At 69.7% G+C, this 19850-nt stretch carries 21 protein-coding genes; 14 read left to right on the top strand and 7 right to left on the bottom strand.

Annotated elements, in window-relative coordinates; genetic code table 11:
- Positions 1-23 precede the first annotated feature (23 nt).
- From MA876_RS02715 to MA876_RS02700, 4 genes are all read left to right on the top strand, one after another.
- Entirely contained in the window at positions 24-956 is a 933-nt protein-coding gene (locus tag MA876_RS02715) for an alpha/beta hydrolase (protein ID WP_248145848.1), read from the top strand.
- Between the two features lie 41 nt (positions 957-997).
- Complete coding sequence (locus MA876_RS02710; protein ID WP_248145847.1) at positions 998-1690, top strand: alpha/beta fold hydrolase; 693 nt, start codon at positions 998-1000, stop codon at positions 1688-1690.
- A gap of 5 nt (positions 1691-1695) precedes the next feature.
- Positions 1696-2652, top strand: a complete 957-nt coding sequence (locus MA876_RS02705; RefSeq protein WP_248145845.1) for a Dyp-type peroxidase — start codon at positions 1696-1698, stop codon at positions 2650-2652.
- A 95-nt stretch (positions 2653-2747) separates the two neighbouring features.
- Positions 2748-2981, top strand: coding sequence for a hypothetical protein (locus tag MA876_RS02700; protein WP_248145843.1), 234 nt, complete (start codon positions 2748-2750; stop codon positions 2979-2981).
- A gap of 118 nt (positions 2982-3099) precedes the next feature.
- Here MA876_RS02700 and MA876_RS02695 read toward each other — a convergent pair whose 3' ends face one another.
- Together MA876_RS02695 and MA876_RS02690 are read right to left on the bottom strand one after the other, a co-directional pair.
- On the bottom strand, positions 3100-3600 hold the full coding sequence (locus MA876_RS02695; protein WP_248145841.1) for a VanZ family protein: 501 nt from the start codon (positions 3598-3600) through the stop codon (positions 3100-3102).
- Positions 3597-4208 (bottom strand): M15 family metallopeptidase, encoded by a 612-nt coding sequence (locus MA876_RS02690; RefSeq protein WP_248145839.1) that lies wholly within the window; start codon positions 4206-4208, stop codon positions 3597-3599. Before MA876_RS02690 ends, MA876_RS02695 begins: the two co-directional genes overlap by 4 nt.
- An 86-nt stretch (positions 4209-4294) precedes the next feature.
- Between MA876_RS02690 and MA876_RS02685 the strand changes: the two genes are divergently transcribed.
- Both MA876_RS02685 and MA876_RS02680 read left to right on the top strand, forming a co-directional pair.
- The gene (locus MA876_RS02685) at positions 4295-4966 is read left to right on the top strand and encodes a response regulator transcription factor (protein ID WP_248145837.1); all 672 of its coding nucleotides are present in this window, start codon (positions 4295-4297) and stop codon (positions 4964-4966) included.
- Positions 4956-6029, top strand: coding sequence for a sensor histidine kinase (locus tag MA876_RS02680; protein ID WP_248145835.1), 1074 nt, complete (start codon positions 4956-4958; stop codon positions 6027-6029). The genes MA876_RS02685 and MA876_RS02680 overlap by 11 nt, the downstream gene beginning before the upstream one ends.
- 91 nt (positions 6030-6120) lie before the next feature.
- Here MA876_RS02680 and MA876_RS02675 read toward each other — a convergent pair whose 3' ends face one another.
- A complete protein-coding gene (locus MA876_RS02675) occupies positions 6121-6711 on the bottom strand; it encodes a DUF998 domain-containing protein (RefSeq protein ID WP_248145833.1) in 591 nt (196 codons plus the stop codon).
- 69 nt (positions 6712-6780) lie between these two features.
- Complete coding sequence (locus tag MA876_RS02670) at positions 6781-7680, bottom strand: helix-turn-helix domain-containing protein (RefSeq protein WP_248145832.1); 900 nt, start codon at positions 7678-7680, stop codon at positions 6781-6783.
- Positions 7681-7780: 100 nt separating this feature from the next.
- On the opposite strand from MA876_RS02670, the gene MA876_RS02665 reads away from it, so the two are divergent.
- The 3 genes from MA876_RS02665 to MA876_RS19215 are packed head-to-tail and all read left to right on the top strand — an operon-like array spanning position 7781 to position 11793.
- Positions 7781-8164, top strand: coding sequence for a DUF2255 family protein (locus MA876_RS02665; protein WP_248145830.1), 384 nt, complete (start codon positions 7781-7783; stop codon positions 8162-8164).
- Positions 8165-8176: 12 nt separating this feature from the next.
- Positions 8177-9061 (top strand): aldo/keto reductase, encoded by an 885-nt coding sequence (locus tag MA876_RS02660; protein ID WP_248145828.1) that lies wholly within the window; start codon positions 8177-8179, stop codon positions 9059-9061.
- A 56-nt stretch (positions 9062-9117) separates the two neighbouring features.
- The gene (locus MA876_RS19215) at positions 9118-11793 is read left to right on the top strand and encodes a helix-turn-helix transcriptional regulator (RefSeq protein WP_248145826.1); all 2676 of its coding nucleotides are present in this window, start codon (positions 9118-9120) and stop codon (positions 11791-11793) included.
- A 3-nt stretch (positions 11794-11796) separates the two neighbouring features.
- On the opposite strand, the gene MA876_RS02650 is transcribed toward MA876_RS19215, so the two are convergent.
- Together MA876_RS02650 and MA876_RS02645 are read right to left on the bottom strand one after the other, a co-directional pair.
- Positions 11797-13038: an alpha/beta hydrolase family protein gene (locus MA876_RS02650; protein WP_248145824.1), complete on the bottom strand. Its 1242-nt coding sequence runs from the start codon at positions 13036-13038 to the stop codon at positions 11797-11799.
- A gap of 31 nt (positions 13039-13069) precedes the next feature.
- The gene (locus MA876_RS02645; protein ID WP_248145821.1) at positions 13070-13282 is read right to left on the bottom strand and encodes a hypothetical protein; all 213 of its coding nucleotides are present in this window, start codon (positions 13280-13282) and stop codon (positions 13070-13072) included.
- A 232-nt stretch (positions 13283-13514) separates the two neighbouring features.
- Between MA876_RS02645 and MA876_RS02640 the strand changes: the two genes are divergently transcribed.
- A complete protein-coding gene (locus MA876_RS02640) occupies positions 13515-14345 on the top strand; it encodes a hypothetical protein (protein WP_248145819.1) in 831 nt (276 codons plus the stop codon).
- Between the two features lie 229 nt (positions 14346-14574).
- On the opposite strand, the gene MA876_RS02635 is transcribed toward MA876_RS02640, so the two are convergent.
- Positions 14575-16293 carry an IlvD/Edd family dehydratase gene (locus tag MA876_RS02635; RefSeq protein ID WP_248145817.1) on the bottom strand — a complete coding sequence of 573 codons (1719 nt, stop codon included), beginning with the start codon at positions 16291-16293 and terminating at the stop codon, positions 14575-14577.
- A 102-nt stretch (positions 16294-16395) separates the two neighbouring features.
- Between MA876_RS02635 and MA876_RS02630 the strand changes: the two genes are divergently transcribed.
- From MA876_RS02630 to MA876_RS02615, 4 genes are read left to right on the top strand one after another with little or no spacing between them, the layout of a single operon-like run.
- Positions 16396-17316 carry an SMP-30/gluconolactonase/LRE family protein gene (locus MA876_RS02630; RefSeq protein ID WP_248145815.1) on the top strand — a complete coding sequence of 307 codons (921 nt, stop codon included), beginning with the start codon at positions 16396-16398 and terminating at the stop codon, positions 17314-17316.
- Positions 17313-18161, top strand: coding sequence for a fumarylacetoacetate hydrolase family protein (locus MA876_RS02625; RefSeq protein ID WP_248145813.1), 849 nt, complete (start codon positions 17313-17315; stop codon positions 18159-18161). The genes MA876_RS02630 and MA876_RS02625 overlap by 4 nt, the downstream gene beginning before the upstream one ends.
- Positions 18158-19165 carry a zinc-dependent alcohol dehydrogenase gene (locus MA876_RS02620; RefSeq protein WP_248145811.1) on the top strand — a complete coding sequence of 336 codons (1008 nt, stop codon included), beginning with the start codon at positions 18158-18160 and terminating at the stop codon, positions 19163-19165. The genes MA876_RS02625 and MA876_RS02620 overlap by 4 nt, the downstream gene beginning before the upstream one ends.
- Before the next feature lie 10 nt (positions 19166-19175).
- Positions 19176-19850 carry an SDR family NAD(P)-dependent oxidoreductase gene (locus MA876_RS02615; protein ID WP_248145809.1) on the top strand — a complete coding sequence of 225 codons (675 nt, stop codon included), beginning with the start codon at positions 19176-19178 and terminating at the stop codon, positions 19848-19850.

Raw genomic sequence — 19850 nt, 5'->3', positions numbered from 1 at the left:
GTGATCCCCGCGAAAGGCGTTCCATGGCGAAGCTCCCCATCGAGACGGTCGACCCCGAGCTTCGGGCGGCGACGCTGAAGTTCGGCGCGAACGCGCGCGTGCCCGACAACGCCTTCATGCGCGCGGTCGTGCAGGCGGCTCTGCGCGTCGTGAGGTTCCCGATCGCCGACGGCGTGCGCGTGCGCGAGACCCGCTCCGGCGCGCTCCGCATCCGCACGTACACCCCCGAGTCCCTCACCTCCGACGGCGCGCTCCTGTGGATCCACGGCGGCGGACTCGTCTCGGGCAGCCCCCGTCAGGACGATCCGCTGTGCAGCGGCACGGCCGCCGAGCTCGGTGTCCGGGTGTTCTCGATGAGGTACCCGCTCGCGCCGAAGCATCCGTTCACTGCCGCCATCGATCATCTGGGTGCCGGATGGCGATGGACGCTGGACACCGCGGTGTCGTCCGGCGTAGATCCGGCGCGGATCGTCGTGGGCGGCGAGAGCGCGGGCGGTGGGTTGGCGGCGGCGCTCGTGCAGCGCATCCACGACGAGGGCGGGGTTCAGCCCGCGGGACAGTGGCTCTTCACGCCGATGCTCGACGACCGCACGGCCGCGCGGCGCGACCTCGACGAGCCCGAGCACTGGATCTGGAGCAATCGGGCGAACCTTTTCGGCTGGTCGTCGTACCTCGGCCACGAACCGGGCGCCGAGTCCGTGCCACCGTACGCGGTGCCGGCGCGTCGCGAATCCCTCGCCGGGTTGCCGCCGGCGTTCCTCACGTGGGGCGACATCGAGCTGTTCGCGGATGAGGACCGCGTCTACGCGGAACGCCTGCGCGATGCCGGGGTCCCGGTCACGACGGATGTCGTCGCCGGCGCGCCCCACGGCTTCGAGAACTGGGCGCGCGATACCGCGCCCGCGCAGGCGCTGCTCTCTCGCGCGCGGGAATGGCTGCGTCCGCTCATCGGCTGACGACGGTTGCCCTCGACCACGTTCGGCGGGATGCTCGCAGCATGAATCCACCGATCAAGAACGTGGTCCTGGTGCACGGTGCATACGCCGACGGGTCATCGTGGGCCGATGTCATCCCGCTCCTGCAGGCGGAGGGGCTGAACGTGACCGCGGTGCAGAATCCGCTCACCTCCCTCGACGACGACGTCGCGGCGACGACCCGGGCGCTCGACGCGCTCGACGGCACCGCCGTCCTCGCCGGCCACTCGTGGGCAGGCACCGTCATCACCCAGGCCGGCATTCATGCGAACGTCGCCGCGCTCGTGTACGTCGCAGCCCGGGCGCCTGACGTCGGCGAGGACTACGGCGCGCTCGCCGGTAGATTCGCGACGCCGCCCGCGTCCGCAGGACTATCGTTCCGGGAGGGATACGGCGGACTCGACGAGGAGACGTTCCTCGCGCACTTCGCGAACGGCGTCGACCCCGCGCGCGCCAGGGTGCTCTACGCGGTCCAGGGTCCCATCGCGCAGGGCTTGTTCGCTTCGCGGACGACCGCGGCCGCGTGGCACGACAAGCCCTGCTGGTACGCGGTCTCGCGGGACGACCAGACGACGACGCCCGACCTCGAGCGCTTCCTCGCACAGCGCATGGACGCGACGACGATCGAGCTCGACAGCGGACACCTCTCGATGGTCACGCATCCGCGCCAGATCGCCGACCTCATCCTCGACGCCGCGGGGGTCGCGATAGCGTGACGACCATGAGTTCGAGCACGCCGGCGCGACGCGTCCCGATCGAGCCGCAGAGCGTGGACGCGCCGCTCACGGATTCCGCGATCTTCCTCGTGCTCGAGGTCGTCGACGCTCCCGAGGCCCACGCCGTCGTGAGGTCCGCTCTCGCTTCGGTGTCGGACGTGAGCAAGAACGTCGCCTTCCGCGACCTCCGCGCGTCCCTGTCGTGCACTGTGGGGATCGGCAGCGACGTCTGGGATGCCGTCACCGGCCTGCCGCGCCCCGCAGAGCTGCATCCGTTCCAGCCCATCATCGGCGCTCACCACACCGCCGTCTCCACTCCGGGCGACATCCTGCTGCACATCCGCTCCGACCGCCGCGACCTGTGCTTCGAGCTCGAGCGTCAGCTGCTCGACGTCTTCGGCGACGCCGTGCGGGTCGTGGACGAGACGGTCGGATTCCGGTACTTCGACAACCGCGATCTGCTCGGATTCGTCGACGGCACGGCGAACCCGGTGGGTCTCGCGCTCCCCGCGGCGACGGTCGTCGGAGACGAGGATCCGGATGCCGCGGGCGGAGCCTACGTCGTCATCCAGAAGTATGTGCATCCCCTCGATGCCTGGCAGGAACTCACGACGGAGCAGCAGGAGGCGATCATCGGCCGCAAGAAGGCGGACGACGTCGAGCTCGATGATGCCGTCGACGGTCAGAAGTCGCACAAGACCCTGTCGACGATCGAAGACGACGAAGGCGAACACGACATCCTGCGCGACAACATGCCGTTCGGGAGTCCCGGTTCGGGCGAGTTCGGCACCTACTTCATCGGCTACGCGCGGCGGCTATGGGTCGTGGAGAAGATGCTCCAGCGCATGTTCATCGGCGACCCGCCCGGACTCCACGACCGCCTGCTCGATTTCTCGACCCCGCTCACGGGCTCGGTGTTCTTCGCGCCATCCGCCGATCTGCTCGACGCGCTCGACGACTGAGTGGCTGCTGGCACGGGCGATCGTCCGGTGTCAACCCCGCGCGTCCTCGGCCGTTCCCGAGCAGGCTGGAACCACACGCACGGAGGGAGCGCGTCATGAGCGAGACGAACGACGGCCAGGGTGCCATGCCGATGCCGCACGGGTCGGGCGACGCGGCCCCCACGCCGGATCAGGATCCGGCTGTGACGATGCCGCACGGATCGGACGAGGACGCGCCGACGCCCGAGCAGGAACCCGCGACCACCATGCCCCACGGCTCCGACGCCGATGCGCCGCTGCCCGAGCAGGACGGCGCGCTGCCGATGCCGCACGAGGGCGACCCGCAGTAGGTCAGGTGCTGTCCCGTACGACCAGCGACGGCAGGAGGTCGATGCGGCCGACCGCGGCGCCCGTCCCTGATGATGTTCGTCGACGCCGCACAGGTTGCGTTCATCGAGTGTGAGGTAGTCAGAGCGCCGCCATGGGCCTCATCGGTGCCGCGAGATACGCGAGCAGCGCGACCACCGCGATCACGGTGCCGACGAGACACAGGGCGGCTCCCGCTCGCCGGCCGACAAGACCGGCGAGCAGCAGACCGACGGTGCCCCCGAACGTGTTGGCGATGACGTCGGTGATGTCCGTCGACCCGATGCCCAGCACGAACTGCGTCGCCTCCAGGGCGGCGCTCGTCACCGCGATCACTGCGAGCGCCGCCCACCACCGGCGACCGAGCAGCCCGAAGTAGACGCCGAACGGCACGAACACCGCGATGTTGCCGAGAACCTCCATCGGCGAGCTCGCCCCGAACTCGTCCGTCCGCACGAACGGAACGAGCTTGATCGTGCCCATGCCCGCGCCGACGAAGGGCGTGTGCAGCTTCCAGAGCACGAGCCACCCGAGCACGACGAGGTAGCCGACGAACAGCAGGACGAGCAGTGGCCTCGTGCGCTCGCGCGTCGCGTCGGTCACGGCTGCAGCCTCGGATCCTGCGTCGGATCGCGGTACGTCGGCGGACAGCCGGCCGTCGCGGCGTCGGGCCGCAGCTCGAAGTGCCACGGCTCGTTCTCGTAGACATCGCACAGACCGTATGCAGCGCCGTGCTCCGCGAGCCAGTCCATCGCGTCGTACGATCCGACGTCGACGGCGTCGCCCGAGACGTGCAGGGATGTGGCGGCGGTCGCGACCCAGCGCGCGGCCTCCTCCCGTGAACCGTACTGTGCGACCGCCTCGCTCAGCAGGCGGTCCTGGTACTCGGCCGATCGCCACCCGCTCGTGATGGAGACGTGGATGCCGCGGGCCGAGGCATCCCTCGCCGCCTCTCGCAGCGCCGACAGCAGCGGGCCATCGAGATTGGTGACGCCCGCGTGCCCGTCATCGACCGATGCGCCGCCGGAGGGCAGGATGCCGTCGGCCTCGTCGATGGTGCCGTCCGGCTCGGAGATCGGCGGCGTACCCGGCATGCGCTCGAGCGACGTCGACGATGAGGGCTGGGATAGGACGACGGCGGTGACGATGGATGCCGCGACGACGCCGATGAGCGACAGAGCGACGGCGCGGCGGACGATGGTTCTTCGCATGCATCCATTCGACGCGCGCGCGTGTTGCCGTGGCGTATGGGATTCCCGATACGCCGACGATATGTCGAGGCTCGTACGATCGCAGGGTGCGTGTGCTGATCGTGGAGGACGAGCCCCTTATGGCGGCGGCGATCCGCGACGGCCTGCGGCTCGAGGCCATCGCATCCGACATCGCGGGCGACGGTGACACGGCGATCGAGCTGCTGAGCGTCAACGCGTACGACATCGCGGTGCTCGATCGCGACATCCCAGGGCCCTCGGGCGACGAGGTCGCGCAGCGCATCGTCGCTGCGCACGACGGCACTGCGATCCTCATGCTGACGGCCGCAGAACGCCTCGACGACAAGGCGTCGGGATTCGAGCTCGGAGCCGACGACTACCTCACGAAGCCGTTCGACATGCGCGAACTCGTGCTGCGTCTGCGCGCTCTCGATCGGCGACGCGCGCACACGCGCCCGCCGGTGCGCGAGATCGCCGGACTCCGACTCGATCCGTTCCGCCGCGAGGTGTATCGCGACGGCCGGTACGTGGCGCTGACCCGCAAGCAGTTCGCCGTGCTCGAGGTGCTCGTCGCCGCCGAGGGCGGGGTCATCAGCGCCGAGGAGCTGCTCGAGCGCGCGTGGGATGAGAACGCCGATCCCTTCACGAACGCCGTGCGGATCACGGTCTCGGCGCTGCGCAAGCGGTTGGGAGAGCCCTGGATCATCGCGACCGTGCCCGGAGTGGGCTATCGGATCGAGGCGGCAGATGCGGGCTAGGGAGCCGGGACCGAGCGCGCGGCTCAAGCTCACGCTCAGCTACGCCGCGGTCATCATGCTCGCGGGAGCACTGCTGCTCGCTGTCGTGTGGGTCTTCCTGCTGCGGTACGTGCCCGAGCAGTCCGTGCCCGGCACGGGCTTCACACCCAACCGCAGCGATCTCGTGCGAGCCTTCGTGCCGCGTGCCGCGTGGGCGATGGTCGCGCTGCTGGCATTCGGGCTCGTGGGCGGGTGGCTGTTGGAGGGACGGATGCTGGCGCCCCTCACCCGCATCACCCGCGCAACCCGCGCCGCCGCGAGGGGCGATCTCTCGCACCGCATCGAGCTCGAAGGGCGGCAGGACGAATTTCGCGAGCTCGCGGACAGCTTCGACGCGATGCTCGCGCGCATCGAGGCGCAGGTCGCCGAGCAGCAGCGGTTCGCGGCGAACGCGTCGCACGAACTGCGCACGCCGCTCGCGATCACGCAGGCGATGCTCGACGTCGCGCGGAGCGATCCGCCCGCCGACAGCGCCGAGCTGATCGCGCGGCTGTACGCGGTCAACGCGCGGGCGATCGCACTGACCGAGGCTCTCCTGCTGCTGAGCCGGGCCGATCAGCGCGCCTTTGCACGTGAACCTGTCGATCTGTCGCTCGTGGCAGAGGAGGCGGTCGAACTTCTGCTGCCACTCGCCGAAGCGCGGGGCGTCGCGGTCGAGGCATCCGGAGTCGTCGCGATCACCGGAGGATCACCCGCTCTGCTCCAGCAGCTCGCGACCAACCTCGTGCACAACGCGATCGTGCACAACCTTCCCGCCGATGGCACCGTGCTCGTGACGACGTCGTCGCAGGAGCGCTCGGTCGTGCTGCGCGTCGAGAACACGGGACCTGTGTTGAGCCCGCGGCTCGTGGCGACGCTGACCGAGCCGTTCCAGCGCGGGACGGAGCGCATCCGGTCCGATCACGCGGGTGTCGGCCTGGGACTTGCGATCGCGCAGAGCATCGTCCGCGCGCACGATGGCGAGCTCTCCCTCGCACCGCGCTCAGGCGGCGGCCTCGACGCGACGGTGCGACTGCCGTCTTAGCTCTGCGTGGACAGCGGGACATGCAGAGCGCAGGCTGTCGCGCATGAGCCGGATGCGTGTCGGATGGAACACGCCGGAGCGGTGCCCGACATCACGGCAGCGGAGTGAGCCCGAGCGTCAGGAACCAGGCGATGAATCCCGCGTAGATCAGTCGTTCGGCGAGACCGAAGACGCCGTGCAGCGCAGGAATCGCGGCCGCGAGGATCATGCCGACGGTCCCGAGCGCCATGATCACGCCGAAGATCGTCGACCAGGTCGACAGCGTGGGAGCGCCCGCGTCGTGGATCGCGCCCGCACCGGTGAAGGCGGCTGCGGTCACCGAGGCGAAGGCGGCGAACGCGAGCAGATTGTGGGTGCGGCCGGTGCGGCTCTTCGCGGCATCCGGAGCGTCCATCGGAAAGACGCCGATGAGCGCCCGTGCGACGGCGAAGACGCCGAGGAGTACCGTCGTCACGATCGCGATCGCGCCAGGGATCGTGGAGAACAGAAGTGCGCCGCCGACTCCAGCGATGGCGGCGCCGCCGGCCGCCGACCAATACCACCCGCGGAACGGCGTGATGCCGTACTGGCTCACGGGGTCCCGGAGCGGGCTCAGTTTCGTCGGAAGCACGTGGACGACGACCAGGCTGACGAGCGTCAGTCCGGCGCCGAGGAGCAGGAGGACGCTCGCGAGGGGATTCATACTGCGAACCTATCGGGGACCCCTGCGCCGGAAGACCGATGCTCGCAGCACGCCGTGGCGCGGATCAGGCTAGGACTCGGCCGCGGCGCTCTCCTGCCGGGGCGCGGGCAGCTCGGTCGTCGCGGCCCAGCTCGCGAGCACGCGCAGCGCGTCGGCGGACGCCGACCCGGGCTCGGCCGTATAGGTCGAGAGGGTCAGACCCGGGTCCGCCGGGAGCTCGAACGCCTCGTACGTGAGCTCCAGCTCGCCGACGACGGGATGATGGATGCGCTTGACTCCCGACCGGTGGTAGCGCACGTTGTGCGCGGCCCACAGCGTGCGGAATCGCTCCGACCTGGTCGACAGCTCTCCGACGAGGTCGGTGAGGCGCTTGTCGAAGGGGTTGCGTCCCGCCTCACCGCGCATCGTCGCGACGAGCTCCTGCGTGTTCTTCTCCCACTCGATGTAGAAGTCCGGCGCCGCCGGATCGAGGAACGCGAAGCGCGCGCTGTTGGGATTCGGTCCCGCGAAGATCGGCGCGTAGAGCGCACGGGCGAGCGGGTTCGCCGCGACGTAGTCGAAGTAGTTGTTGCGGATCAGAGCGGGCGCTTCGGTGATGGCCTCGAGCAGACGCAGGATGCTGGGGCGCAGCGTGTTCTGCTGCTTGCGCGCCCGGCGTGCCCTCGGCGATGCGCTGGCCGTGCGCGCGAGATCGAAGAGATGCGCGGTTTCGGCATCGTCGAGCTGGAGCGCACGCGCGAGGGCGTCGAGCACGGTGTCGGAAGCGCCCGACAGGTCGCCGCGTTCGAGGCGCGTGTAGTAGTCCACGCTCACCCCGGCCAGCAGCGCGACCTCCTCGCGGCGCAGACCGGGCACGCGACGATTGCCGCCATAGGCGGGGAGCCCCGCCTGGTCGGGACGCAAGCGGTCCCGGCGCGACGCGAGGAACTCGCGCACTTCGCTGCGGTGGTCCGTTGCGTGATCTTCCATGCCCCGACGCTACGCCTCCGCCGCCGGTCGAGGGAGGGTCTGCCGGTACCGGGCACGGCGGGGACTGCCGCCGCGAGCGCATCCGCGGTTGACTCATTCCATGACCTCGTGGACTGCCTCCGACCTCGAGCGCGTCGGCCGTGCCGACGAACTGAAGATCTCGTCGACCCGCCCCGACAGCACGTATCGACCTTTCGTCATCATCTGGGCCGTACGCGTCGGCGACGACCTGTACGTGCGCTCCGCGTACGGCACCGCCAACCCCTGGTATCGCCGGGCTCTGCGCTCGACCACGGGCCGGATCGCCGCCGGCGGTGTCGAAGCGGCGGTGGCGTTCGTCCACGTCGATCCCGACGACACGCCGCTGCAGGAGGCGGTGGATGCCGCATACCACGCCAAGTACGACCGCTACGGTGCGCGCATCGTCGGCACCGTCGTCGGTCCGACCGCCCACCTCTCCACCATCCGCATCGACCCCCGCTGAAGGAGCCACCGCATGATCGATCTCACCCTCAACAACGGCGTCACGATGCCCGCCCTCGGGCTGGGCGTCTTCCAGAGCGCCCCCGAAGAGACCGCCGCCGCCGTCGACACGGCGCTGCGGACCGGATATCGCCACATCGACACCGCGGCGGCGTACCGCAACGAGCGGGAGGTGGGCGAAGGCATCCGTCGATCCGGCATCCCCCGCGACGAGATCTTCATCGAGACGAAGGTGTGGGTCTCGGACTACGGCTACGACGAGACGCTGCACGCGTTCGAGAAGGCGACCGGCAAGCTCGGCGTCGAGACGCTCGACCTCCTGATCCTCCATCAACCGGCACCGAGCCGCTTCGACCGGGTCATTGCCGCGTACAAGGCGCTCGAGGTGCTCCTCGCGGACGGCAAGGTGCGCGCGATCGGTGTGAGCAACTTCATGCCGCCGCATCTCGAGCGCCTCCTGTCCGAAACCGATGTCGTGCCGGCCGTGAACCAGATCGAGCTGCACCCGTACTTCGCGCAGCCCGCCGTGCAGCGAGCGGACGCGGCGAACGGCATCCTCACGCAGGCGTGGTCGCCGATCGGCGGCATCACGTTCTACCCGGGGTGGGGCGAGCAGCGCCGCAGCGTGATGGACGACCCGACGATCGCCGCGATCGCCGAGACGCACGGAAAGTCGCCTGCGCAGATCATGCTCCGGTGGCATCTGCAGGAGGGCCGCTCGGCGATCCCGAAGTCGGTCACGCCGTCGCGGATCGCCGAGAACTTCGACGTCTTCGACTTCACGCTGACCGCCGAGGAGATCGCGAGCATCGACGCCCTCGACACCGGCGTGCGCAGCGGGCCCGACCCCGATGCGCCGCGCGACGAGTTCTTCGACCGCGTGATCGACGAAGCCTGATCTGCAGACCACGTCGCACCCCCGGCGCTACGGTGTAACGGGCGGGAGGGACGCACGTGGACAACGCCGGTGCCTGGACGGTCGTGCAGCAAGCGATCGAGTCGGTCACGCGCGGGCGTCCGACGGTGCTCGTGATCGAGGGCGAAGCAGGACTCGGCAAGTCCCGCCTGATGAAGCGTCTGTCCCGCGGTCTCGACGGCTTCGAGGTGCACCGCGCCTTCGGTGAACCGGATGCCCCGGATGTCGCATTCAGCACGCTGCGCGAGCTCACGGCATCCACCGGCATCGCCGAGCCGGTGAACGCGTTCCAAGCCGTGAGCGAGCTGCTCGCGCTCGTCGACGAGCGGCAGCGCGTGCAGCCGCTCGCATTCCTCATCGACGACCTGCAGTGGACCGATGCCGAGTCCATCCGCGCGCTCGCCGGACTCCTGCGGCGCGTCGAAGGCGACCGCCTGCTCGTCGCCGTCGCCACACGCCCTCTCGGCCGCGCCCACTCCGAATGGCAGCGGATGCTGCGCGACGCGAACTCCGTCGTCATCCAGCTCGGCGGTCTGACCGTCGACGAGGTCGGCGAGATCGCGCGCGAGGCAGACCCGTCGGCGACGGACGAGTTCGTCGCGGCACTGCACGAGCACACCGCGGGCAATCCCCTGCACGTCATCTCGCTGCTCGGTGAGCACACGGTCGCGAGCCTCACCGAGATGGCGGACGCAGACGAGCTGCCGGCTCCCCTCGAGCTCGCCCAGCACGTGGAGTCCCGCATCCAGTCGTTCTCGCCCGACGCGGGTGAGCTCCTGAGCGCGCTGGCGGTCCTCGGTGACGGATGGGTGTCGCTCGACACCGCCGCTGCCGTCGCGGGAGTGGATGACGCGCGTGCCGCCGCGCGTGTGCTCACCGAGGAGCGGCTCGTGCGCACACGCGGTGCGACGCTCACCGACATCCGCATCTTCCACTCCGTCATCCGTGCCGCCGTGTACGAAGTGATTCCGGATGCCCGCGCCCGACGGCTGCACCGTGCGGCCGCCGAGCGGGTGATGGATCCCAGCGCGCGTCTGAGGCATCGGCTGGCGTCGATGGATGCTGCGGCCGATCCCGAGCTGGCCGCCGAACTCGTCGCGTACGCGGACGCGCAGCACACCGCGGCCCAGTACCGCGAGGCCGCGCGCTTCCTGCGCATGGCGGCGACCGTCACAGCGCAGCGCGACGCAGCGGACGCCCTTCTGCAGGACGCGCAGTTCGAGAGCGTCCTCGGGGCGGACCCCGAGGCGTACCGCGAGCAGGTCGGCACGGGTGATGCCCGCGACCGTCTCGTCGTCGCCCTGTCGTTCACCGACCGCGCGGAATGGCAGCGGGGCTGGGCGGTCCTCGTCGACCTCGACGATGACACGATCGCCGCCCTGCCGGATCGCATCGCCTTCCGCGTACGGGTGCTGCGCGCGTTCGACGCGATGGGCGCCGGGCGCCCGGCGCCCGAGATCTTCGCCGATCTCGATGCCGCCGAGCGACTGCGCGACGCAGATCCCGCGCTGCAGCGGCATCTGCTCTTCACGAAACTGCAGGTCTCGGCCTGGACGTTCGCGGGCGAGGCGGAGTTCTGGGAGATGAGCGGCTTCGGAGAGGAGCGCTCGGTACTGGCATCCACCCGCCAGGGGACGGCGCTCCTCGCGTGGCGCGGCATCAATCACGCCCTCGACGGCACCCCCGAAGAGGCGATCGCCGACCTCTCGACCGCGACGGCGCTGATCGGCACGGGCGGCCTCGACTTCACCGAGGGCACCTACCATTCGATGCTCGGGCTCGCGCACTATCTCGCGGGCGACGTCGCGCGCGCGGGGGCGAGCATCGAGGTCTCGCTGTCGACGGGTCTCGCGTACACCCACCCCGTGAGCCTCGCGATCTCGGGTCTGCGAGAGCTGCTGGGCGGCGATGCGCGCACCTCGCGCGCCATCATGGCCGAGGTGCGGGCCGGCCTGCTGCGCAACCGCTACAAGGGCGCGATGCTCACCGCCGACACCGTCGACCTGTTGGTGCTCGCGGCCGTGGGCTCGGATGCCGAACGGCGGGAGTGGGTGCGCCGCCGCCGCATCGAGCTCGGCGACCCGCTGGTCGAGGATCTCAATCTCGTTCCGACCCTGTGGCTGGGACTCCACGGGCTCGCCGCGACGTGGGTCGATGACGCGGTCGCGGCGAAGGAATGGTCGGCGCGTCTTCAGGCCGTGGCGTTCGGCACCGAGTGGCGGGATGCGATGGTCGCCTGGATCGCTGCGCGCGTCAGCGAACTCGGCGGAACCGACGCGACCGACGCTCTCGCGGCGTTCGCCCGCGAGGAGTTCACGTCGATCCCCGTCCTGCGAGGGCTCGTCGCGCGGGAGGCCGCGGCATCCGCGCGTCGTCATGGTCGCCCCGATGCGGCCCAGCTGCGGCTCGAGGCCGACGCCCTGGTCGTCGCCGTTGCCGTGGCGGAGGACGCGACGGCGGGGGAGCCCGAGACCGCCGTCGCGACGGAGAGCGACATCGGCGTGCTCGCCGCGCTGTCGGATCGGGAGCGTGCCGTCGTCGCTCTCGTCGCGGGTGGGATGAGCTACGCGCAGATCGCGAAGGAGTTGTACATCACGCGCAGCACCGTGGGGTTCCACTTGTCCAACTGCTATGCGAAGACCGGCACGCACACACGGCACGAACTCGCGGACCTCGCCCGGGAGGCGGGGATGTCCCCCCGTCTCCCCGTCTGACCGTCAGGACGACAGGCGGTCGTCGAGCCAGTCGAGCATCCGCTGGGCGGTGCGCGTGCGCGCGAGGGGTTCGCAGTGGCCGTCTGCGCCTTCGGTCGTGGTGAAGTCGATGACCGTCGAGAAATCCGGGGTCAAGGATGCCAGGCGGGCGGATTGTCCCGGCCAGAACTGCTCGCCCTCGGGCGAGAGGATGAGCAGCGGCGTCGCGATCTCATGCGCGACGTCGGCGACGGTGTAGGCGCGGACCGCTTCGACGGTCTCGGCGAAGCCCTTCGTCCCGTACGGGCGCGCGCGGAACCGCCACCGCCGAGCGGTCTCGGGCGAGAACCGCATGCCGAAGGCCATCTCCTGATCGAACTTGGCCGTATCGCCGGCATCCAGTGCCCGCAGGAGACTCTTGGGCACCTGGCTCGTCCACGAGGTCGATACGTCCACGATGCCGGGGTCGGTGATAGCGGCGACGAAGCGGTGCTCGAAGGCGATCGCACGGGCCACCCAGTAGCCGCCCTGACTGATGCCGTACACCGCGATGCGGTCGGGGTCGACCCCCGGCATCCTGCTCACCGCATCGAAGACGGGCGTGAGGACGTTCTCCCAGTCCGGACGGAAGGTCGTGCCCTTGTCGAAGAGCTGCGACTGCTGGCCCGGACCGTCGAACACGAGCACGTTGTATCCGCGACGCAGAGCCGGAGCGACGCACGAGGCCCACATCGCTGCGAGCGATCCATCGCTGCCGTTGACGGCGACGATCGTCGCCCGATGCGGAGCGGGGGTGGATGACAGGAACAGCCATCCCGGAAGCGTCCGGCCCTCGTAGGGGATCTCGACGCGGTCCACCGCGACGGGAGCGTGATCGACGAAGGCATCCCACGCCGCCTGCTGCTGCGCGAAGGTGGACGCGACGAGCGCGTCGTCCTCACCGCCGCTCGCGGCGTTCACCGCGACGCCGAAGTACGCCGACGCCCGCAGGTACGCCTCCGACGCACTCACGACATGATCGTGGGCAGCGGCGTCGTCGGCGATCGCGAGTGTACGCAGTGCGAGGTCGTGCCATGCCGTGAACCAGGCGTCGTGATCGCCCTTGCGGATGCCGCTCGTGGCCGCGAGCACTTCGCCGATCTCTGCAGCACCCTCGGTGCTGTGACCGATCGCGCTGCGGATCTCGAAGTCGAAGTCCGGGTCGTGGGAGAACGGCGTGATCGCGGTGCGACCGTGTGTCTCGTGGTGGATGAGGGTTCCGGGCATGGTGTGCTCCGTTCGTGTCTCAGTGGGTGGATCAGTTCCGCGACGGGCTGCGCAGGCCGTAGACGACGATCCCGCAGAGGGGGATCAGCAGGAAGAACATCCAGCTCCACGCCCAGCCCCCGGCGAGCCCGAACACGAGGAACAGGGCCAGGGCGACGAGCGGGACGATGGAGGCGATGACGACCCCCGTACGTCCGCCGAGCGGCGTCTTGCGGGTGAGCGGGTTTGCGTATTCGTCGGACATGACGGGCTCCTTTCGGGATGCCGCGACCTGGTTGGTCGGGTCAGTGAATCCAGATTCGGCCCTCGCGCGGAGACCACGACTGTGCGCAATGCACAGGTTGCGACCTCGGGGGAGCGAACCCGGTACTGGTCACTGTGCACAGGCGACCTGGTCGCGGACGTCGCCACACTGAGCTCACGGCACCTGCCGGATCGTTCTCACACCACCACCCCACGCCTCTGGAGGCACTCGCATGCTCAAGAAGACCTTCTTCACCGGGGTCGCGCTCGCCGCGATCACCACCGCCCTCACGATCGCGGCTCCGCTCGCCGCGGCCGCCGCCGGCACGACCGAACTGTCCGCCAGCCCCGACCAGGTCGCGGTCGGCGAATCGTCCACGATCACGGCCACGGGCCTCGGCGGCCTCGAGGAGGCGACGTTCGGTCTGGACGGGACACCGGGTGGCTCGCTCTCGACCGGCTCCGGCGCAGGTTCGTCCACGGTGCAGGCAGCGGTCACCGACGGCGGCGCGACGGTCGACTTCTCGGCCTCGGCCGCGGGTACCTTCACGGTGACCGTCGGCGACGGAGAGAACGTCATGGGCACCACGACGGTGACCGTCACCGCGACTCAGCCCTCCGGCCAGGTCACCGTGGCCGTCAGCCCCGCGACGATCAAGGTCGGCGACACCGCGAAGGTCGAGGTCTCTGGCATCGAGGGACTCCCCGAAGTCTCGCTGGGCCTGAACGGCCCCGCCGGCGGTTCGCTGTCGACCGACGGTGCCTCGTGGTCGGCCTCGGTGCAGGCGTCGGTGACCGACGGCACGGCCACTGCGGAGTTCAAGGCGGAGGAAGCCGGGACCTACACGATCGCCGCCGGCGACGGCGAGACCTCGCTCGGCGAGACGACGATCACCGTCGAGGCGGCATCCACCCCGACCCCGACGCCGACTCCCGCGCCCGCTCCGGCCGACGCTTTCCCGTGGGTCCTGTTCTGGATCATCATCGGGGTCGTCGTCCTCGCAGCTGTCGTCACGACGATCGTGTTGCTCGCTCGCAGGAAGTCGGGCGACAAGCCCGCCTGAGTCCACCCAGTCGGACGCCGGCACCGCACATGATCGCGGTGCCGGCGTCCGCGTGTGTCCGCCCGGTGACAGGTCCGGCGGGACGTTCCCTCGGGCCCCCTCATACCTCTACGATCGAGGTAACCCGACTGCTGGGGCGTCGGACCGATCTTGGTCGCTGCCACGCGCGCGGGCGAGGTTCCCTCGGCATTGCGTGCCCCCCAATTGCGCAGCCGAGGGAACCGTCTCCTCAGTGCGACTCGCGGGTGACGGTGGAGCCCGAGCTTCCGACGAGGAAATCGAGATCGGCGCCGCGGTCGGCCTGCAGTACATGGTCGACGTAGAGGCGCTCCCACCCGCGTCTCGGTGCGGCATAGGCATCCACCGTCGCGGAGTTCGGTGTGCGTGCCGCGATCTCATCGGCGGCCACGTCGAGATCCAGCCGGCCCGCGCGCACATCGAGTGAGATCCAGTCTCCCGTCTGCACGATCGCGAGTGGTCCTCCGGCGGCTGACTCGGGCGTCACGTGCAGCACGACCGTGCCGTATGCCGTTCCCGACATGCGCCCGTCGCAGATGCGCACCATGTCGCGAACGCCCTGCGCGAGGAGCTTCTGCGGCAGGGGCATGTTCGAAACCTCGGGCATGCCGGGATAGCCCTTCGGTCCGCAGCCGCGGAGCACCATGACCGAGTCCGCGTCTATGTCGAGGTCGGGGTCGTCGATCCTCGCGTGGAAGTCCTCGATCGAATCGAAGACGACGGCGCGACCGCGATGCTTCAAAAGGTGCGCGGATGCCGCGGCGGGCTTGATGATCGCCCCGCCCGGTGCGAGCGAGCCGCGAAGCACCGTGATGCCCGCGGCCGGGAGAAGCGGGTCGGCGCGGGGCGTGATGACGTCGGCGTCCCAGATCTGCGCATCGTCGAGGTAGTCGACGAACGGCTGCCCCGTGATCGTGAGTGCCGAGGGATCCAGCAGATCGCGGACTTCGCGCATGACGGCGAGGAATCCGCCCGCCCTGAACAGGTCGTCCATCAGGTAGCGCCCGGCCGGCTGCAGATTGACGAGCAGCGGAACCTCCGCGCCGATGCGGTCGAAGTCGTCGATCGTGAGGTCGATCCCGAGGCGGCCGGCGATCGCCAGCAGGTGCACGACGGCGTTCGTCGAGCCCCCGATCGCGGCGAGCGCGACGATCGCGTTGTGGAAGTTGGCCTTCGTGAGGAAGGTGGACGGACGCCGATCGGCGGCGACCAGCTCAACAGCTAACCGGCCCGTCTCATGCGCGGCCTCGAGCAGGCGCGCGTCGGGTGCCGGTGTGCCGGCGAGTCCAGGCAGGATCGTGCCGAGCGCCTCGGTGACGAGCGCCATGGTCGATGCGGTGCCCATCGTGTTGCAGTGACCCTTCGACCGGATCATCGACGACTCCGACCGCAGGAACTGCTCTTCGGAGAGCGTGCCCGCTCGGACTTCTTCGCTCAGTCGCCACACGTCGGTGCCGCAGCCGAGGGGCTCGCCCCGGAAGTGGCCCGTGAGCATCGGTCCGCCGGGGACGACGACGGCGGGAAGGTCGACGGATGCCGCGGCCATGAGCAGCGCTGGAATCGTCTTGTCGCAGCCGCCGAGCAGCACGACCCCGTCGATCGGGTTGGCGCGGAGCATCTCCTCCGTCGCCATCGCGGCGAGGTTACGCATGAGCATCGCGGTCGGTCGCACCTGGTTCTCGCCGATCGAGACCACGGGGAGGATGAGCGGGATGCCGCCTGCCTCGTAGATGCCGTTCTTGACTGATTGCGCGACCTCGTGAAGATGCGCGTTGCAGGGCGAGAGATCGGAGGCCGTATTGGCGATCGCGATCTGCGGTCGGCCATCGAACGCCGAAGGCGGAAGACCTCGCCGCATCCATGCGCGATGGATGTACGAGTTGCGATCATCGCCCGCATACCACTCATCACTGCGGAGGTTCGGCACCATCGCTTTACCAACTTTCGGAATATGCAACTATTAGATGGAATATGACTAACATAGGTCGAGCACGCGGGTTTCCCGTGCGGATGACCGACGAAGGGACCGCGAGTGAGGGATCTCGGCACGGCGCGAGCCGCGACATCCGAATCCTTCGATCTCGCCGAAGGCCCGTTCTGGGACGTCCGCGACGGAGCACTGTCCTGGGTCGACATCACTCAGGGTCATGTCTACCGTGGTCGACTCGGTGCCGGGGGCACGATCCGCATCGACGAACGCCTCGCTTTCGATGCCCAGGTCGGTGCGGCATCGCCCGGCACCCGCGGCGATGTCGCGCTCGCGCTCGGCGGCGCGATCGTGCGACGCGCTGCGGACGGCGCGCTGACTACGCTCGCGGTCGTCGCGCCCATGGACGAGGTCGTCGGTGCAGCGCAGCGAAGGCTCAATGACGGGATGCCGGACCCCGCTGGCCGGTTCGTCGTGGGCACTCTGCACAAGGGGGAATCGGACACTCCGGAGGTGCTCGTGAGACTCGAGCCGGACGGAACCTTGACGACGATCGACGACGACCTCGGCCTCTCGAACGGCCTCGCCTGGACGGCGGACGGCTCCGTCATGTACTCCGTCGACACCACGCGCCGGGTGGTCTATCGCAGGAGCTATCCCGAGCTCGGACCGCGCGAGGTCCACATCGAGCTGAATGACGGATATCCCGACGGCATCTGCCTCGACGCCGACGACCACCTGTGGGTGGCGGTCTGGGGCGCCGGCGAGGTGCGCAGGTTCGATCCGGGCGGTGCGCTCGTGGGGGTCGTCTCCGTCCCCGCGCCGCACACCTCGAGCGTTGCCTTCGCCGGACCTGACCTCGCCACACTGGTCATCACGACCGCGCGCTCCGAGCTGAGCGAGCAGCAGATCGCCGATTGGCCAGACTCGGGACGCCTGTTCACCTTCGAACCCGGAGTGCGCGGTCTGCCCGCGACGCCCTGGGGCGGAGCATCCATCGCCGAAGAATCGGAAGGACGATCATGAGACTCGTACGCATCGGACCCTCGGGAGCAGAGAAGCCCGGCGTGCTCGTCGGGGACGACCAGTGGATCGACGTGTCGGATGCCGTCGCCGACTTCGACGAGGCCTTCTTCGGCGGCGGCGGACTCGCGCGGCTCTCCGCGCTCGCCGAGGGTCGCGAAGCGCAGCCGATCGGCGAGGAGCGGATCGGCGCGCCGATAGCGCGACCTCATCAGATCATCTGCGTCGGTCTCAACTACGCCGATCACGCGGCCGAAAGCGGCCAGGCAGTGCCCGACGAGCCCATCCTATTCACCAAGTCGCCCAACACCCTCGTCGGCCCGAACGACGACGTGCGCATCCCGCGCGGTTCGACCAAGCCCGACTGGGAGGTCGAGCTCGGGATCGTCATGGGGGCGCGCACGAGCTACCTCGACTCCGTCGACGAGGCGCGGGATCGCATCGCGGGGTACGTCCTCGTCAACGACGTGAGCGAGCGCGCGTTCCAGATGGAGCGCGGCGGGCAGTGGCTCAAGGGAAAGTCGGCCGAGACCTTCAACCCGGCGGGACCGTGGCTCGCGACGCCGGACGAGATCCCGGATGTGCTCGACCTCGACATGTGGCTGGACGTCGATGGCGTCCGCCGTCAGACCGGGTCGACGTCGACGATGATCTTCGACCCGTATGTCATCGTGCACTACATCAGCCAATTCATGGTGCTCGAGCCGGGAGACCTCATCAACACGGGTACGCCACCAGGCGTGGGCCTCGGGTTCTCACCGCAGATCTGGCTGCAGGCGGGCGACGTCATGGAGCTCGGCATCACGGGCCTCGGTGTCCAGCGGCAGACCGTGGTCCCACCGCGATGAGAGCTCTCGTCATCACGGCGCCGCATCGCGCGGAGGTGCAGGACGTCGATCCGCCGATCGCGGCACCCGGCGACGTCGTCGTCGACGTGCAGCGGGCGGGCATCTGCGGCACGGACATCGAGCTATTCACGGGCGAGATGCAGTACCTCCACGATGGGGTCACCACCTTTCCGGTGCGGATCGGGCACGAGTGGATGGGCACCGTCTCGGCGGTGGGCGAGGGAGTGGATGCCTCGTGGGTCGGCCGTCGGGTCACCGGCGACACCATGCAGGGCTGCGGTGTCTGCCGCCGTTGCCTGACGGGGCGACAGCATGTCTGCGCCTTCCGCGGCGAACTGGGAATCCGCGACGGCCGCCCTGGTGCGCTCGCCGAGCAGGTCGCGGTTCCGGTGTGCTCGCTCCTGGCGCTCCCCGACACCGTCGACGACACAGCCGGCGCCCTCGTCGAGCCGGGCGGCAACGCATTCCGCTCGGTCGAGGCGGCACACCTCGCCCCGGGCGACCGCGTGCTCATCGCCGGACCGGGCACGATCGGCCTGCTCTGCGCGATGTTCGCGCGGGCCGCGGGGGCCGAGGTGCATCTGCTCGGGCGCAGCGAGCGCTCCCTCGCGTTCGCGCGGTCGATCGGATTCGAGAACGCGTGGGCGGATGCCGAGCTGCCCGCCCTCGAATGGGATGCCGTCATCGACGCGTCAAACGCACCCGCCATGCCCTCTCGAGCCGTGCGGCTCGTCGAGCCGGGCAAGCGCGTCGTGTACGTCGGTCTGGCGGGCACTCGCAGCGAGCTCGACACACGAGAACTCGCGTTGGCCGATGTCACCGCGGTCGGCATCCTGAGTGCATCGCCCGGCCTCGCCGGCACGATCGATGCCTATGCCGCGGGAGCGGTCGACCCGCGCCCGCTGGTCGCCGCCACCGTCGCGCTCGACGAGCTGCCCGCGATCCTCGCGGGTCAGCGCCCCACCTCCGCCGGACCCGGTCCGAAGTTCCACGTCACCCTCTGAGGAGATCCACATGACACGCGCACTCGTCACGGGCGGCGCGAGCGGCCTCGGTGCCGCCACGGCCGCCCGCCTCTCGTCCGACGGCATCGAGGTCGTCCGTGTCGACCTCTCCGGCGACTGCGACGTCGTGCTGGATGTTACGGACGAGGATGCCGTCGTCGCGGCCGCTCTCGAGGTGGGGCCGATCGACATCCTCGTGAACTCCGCCGGCATCGTCGGACCGAACACGCCCCTGGTGTCGACCACCGCCGCGCAGTGGCGCCGCGTGCTGGACGTGAACGTCCTCGGCACGGTCGCGACGATGCGGGCGTTCGTGCCCGGAATGGTCGAGCGGGGGTGGGGCCGCGTCGTGAACATCGCGAGTATGGCCGGCAAGGACGGCAACCCGAACCTCTCGATCTACTCGGCGTCGAAGGCGGCCGTCATCGCTCTGACCAAGTCCGCAGGCAAGGAGCTGGCGACGACGGGCGTCCTCGTGAACGCCATCGCCCCGGCCGTCATCGCGACGCCGATGAACGACGACACGCATCCCGACGTCCTCGCTCACATCACGAGTCTCATCCCGATGAAGCGCGTCGGCACGGCCGACGAGGTCGCCGAACTCATCTCGTGGCTCGCGTCGGACCGCGTCTCGTTCTCGACCGGCGCCGTCTACGACATCAGCGGCGGACGCGCCACCTACTGA

This window comes from Microbacterium aoyamense (genome assembly GCF_023155855.1).
GTDB lineage: Bacteria > Actinomycetota > Actinomycetes > Actinomycetales > Microbacteriaceae > Microbacterium > Microbacterium aoyamense.
The sequence above is the reverse complement of the archived record's forward strand: the minus strand, read 5'-3'. Positions and strand labels throughout refer to the sequence as shown.

Bases quoted from the DNA above. Each gene is read 5' to 3' on its own strand.
- MA876_RS02715 (WP_248145848.1), top strand. From the start codon at position 24: ATGGCGAAGCTCCCCATCGAGACGGTCGACCCCGAGCTTCGGGCGGCG.
- MA876_RS02710 (WP_248145847.1), top strand. From the start codon at position 998: ATGAATCCACCGATCAAGAACGTGGTCCTGGTGCACGGTGCATACGCC.
- MA876_RS02705 (WP_248145845.1), top strand. From the start codon at position 1,696: ATGAGTTCGAGCACGCCGGCGCGACGCGTCCCGATCGAGCCGCAGAGC.
- MA876_RS02700 (WP_248145843.1), top strand. From the start codon at position 2,748: ATGAGCGAGACGAACGACGGCCAGGGTGCCATGCCGATGCCGCACGGG.
- MA876_RS02690 (WP_248145839.1), bottom strand. From the start codon at position 4,208: ATGCGAAGAACCATCGTCCGCCGCGCCGTCGCTCTGTCGCTCATCGGC.
- MA876_RS02680 (WP_248145835.1), top strand. From the start codon at position 4,956: ATGCGGGCTAGGGAGCCGGGACCGAGCGCGCGGCTCAAGCTCACGCTC.
- MA876_RS02675 (WP_248145833.1), bottom strand. From the start codon at position 6,711: ATGAATCCCCTCGCGAGCGTCCTCCTGCTCCTCGGCGCCGGACTGACG.
- MA876_RS02670 (WP_248145832.1), bottom strand. From the start codon at position 7,680: ATGGAAGATCACGCAACGGACCACCGCAGCGAAGTGCGCGAGTTCCTC.
- MA876_RS02665 (WP_248145830.1), top strand. From the start codon at position 7,781: ATGACCTCGTGGACTGCCTCCGACCTCGAGCGCGTCGGCCGTGCCGAC.
- MA876_RS02660 (WP_248145828.1), top strand. From the start codon at position 8,177: ATGATCGATCTCACCCTCAACAACGGCGTCACGATGCCCGCCCTCGGG.
- MA876_RS02650 (WP_248145824.1), bottom strand. From the start codon at position 13,038: ATGCCCGGAACCCTCATCCACCACGAGACACACGGTCGCACCGCGATC.
- MA876_RS02645 (WP_248145821.1), bottom strand. From the start codon at position 13,282: ATGTCCGACGAATACGCAAACCCGCTCACCCGCAAGACGCCGCTCGGC.
- MA876_RS02640 (WP_248145819.1), top strand. From the start codon at position 13,515: ATGCTCAAGAAGACCTTCTTCACCGGGGTCGCGCTCGCCGCGATCACC.
- MA876_RS02635 (WP_248145817.1), bottom strand. From the start codon at position 16,293: ATGGTGCCGAACCTCCGCAGTGATGAGTGGTATGCGGGCGATGATCGC.
- MA876_RS02625 (WP_248145813.1), top strand. From the start codon at position 17,313: ATGAGACTCGTACGCATCGGACCCTCGGGAGCAGAGAAGCCCGGCGTG.
- MA876_RS02620 (WP_248145811.1), top strand. From the start codon at position 18,158: ATGAGAGCTCTCGTCATCACGGCGCCGCATCGCGCGGAGGTGCAGGAC.
- MA876_RS02615 (WP_248145809.1), top strand. From the start codon at position 19,176: ATGACACGCGCACTCGTCACGGGCGGCGCGAGCGGCCTCGGTGCCGCC.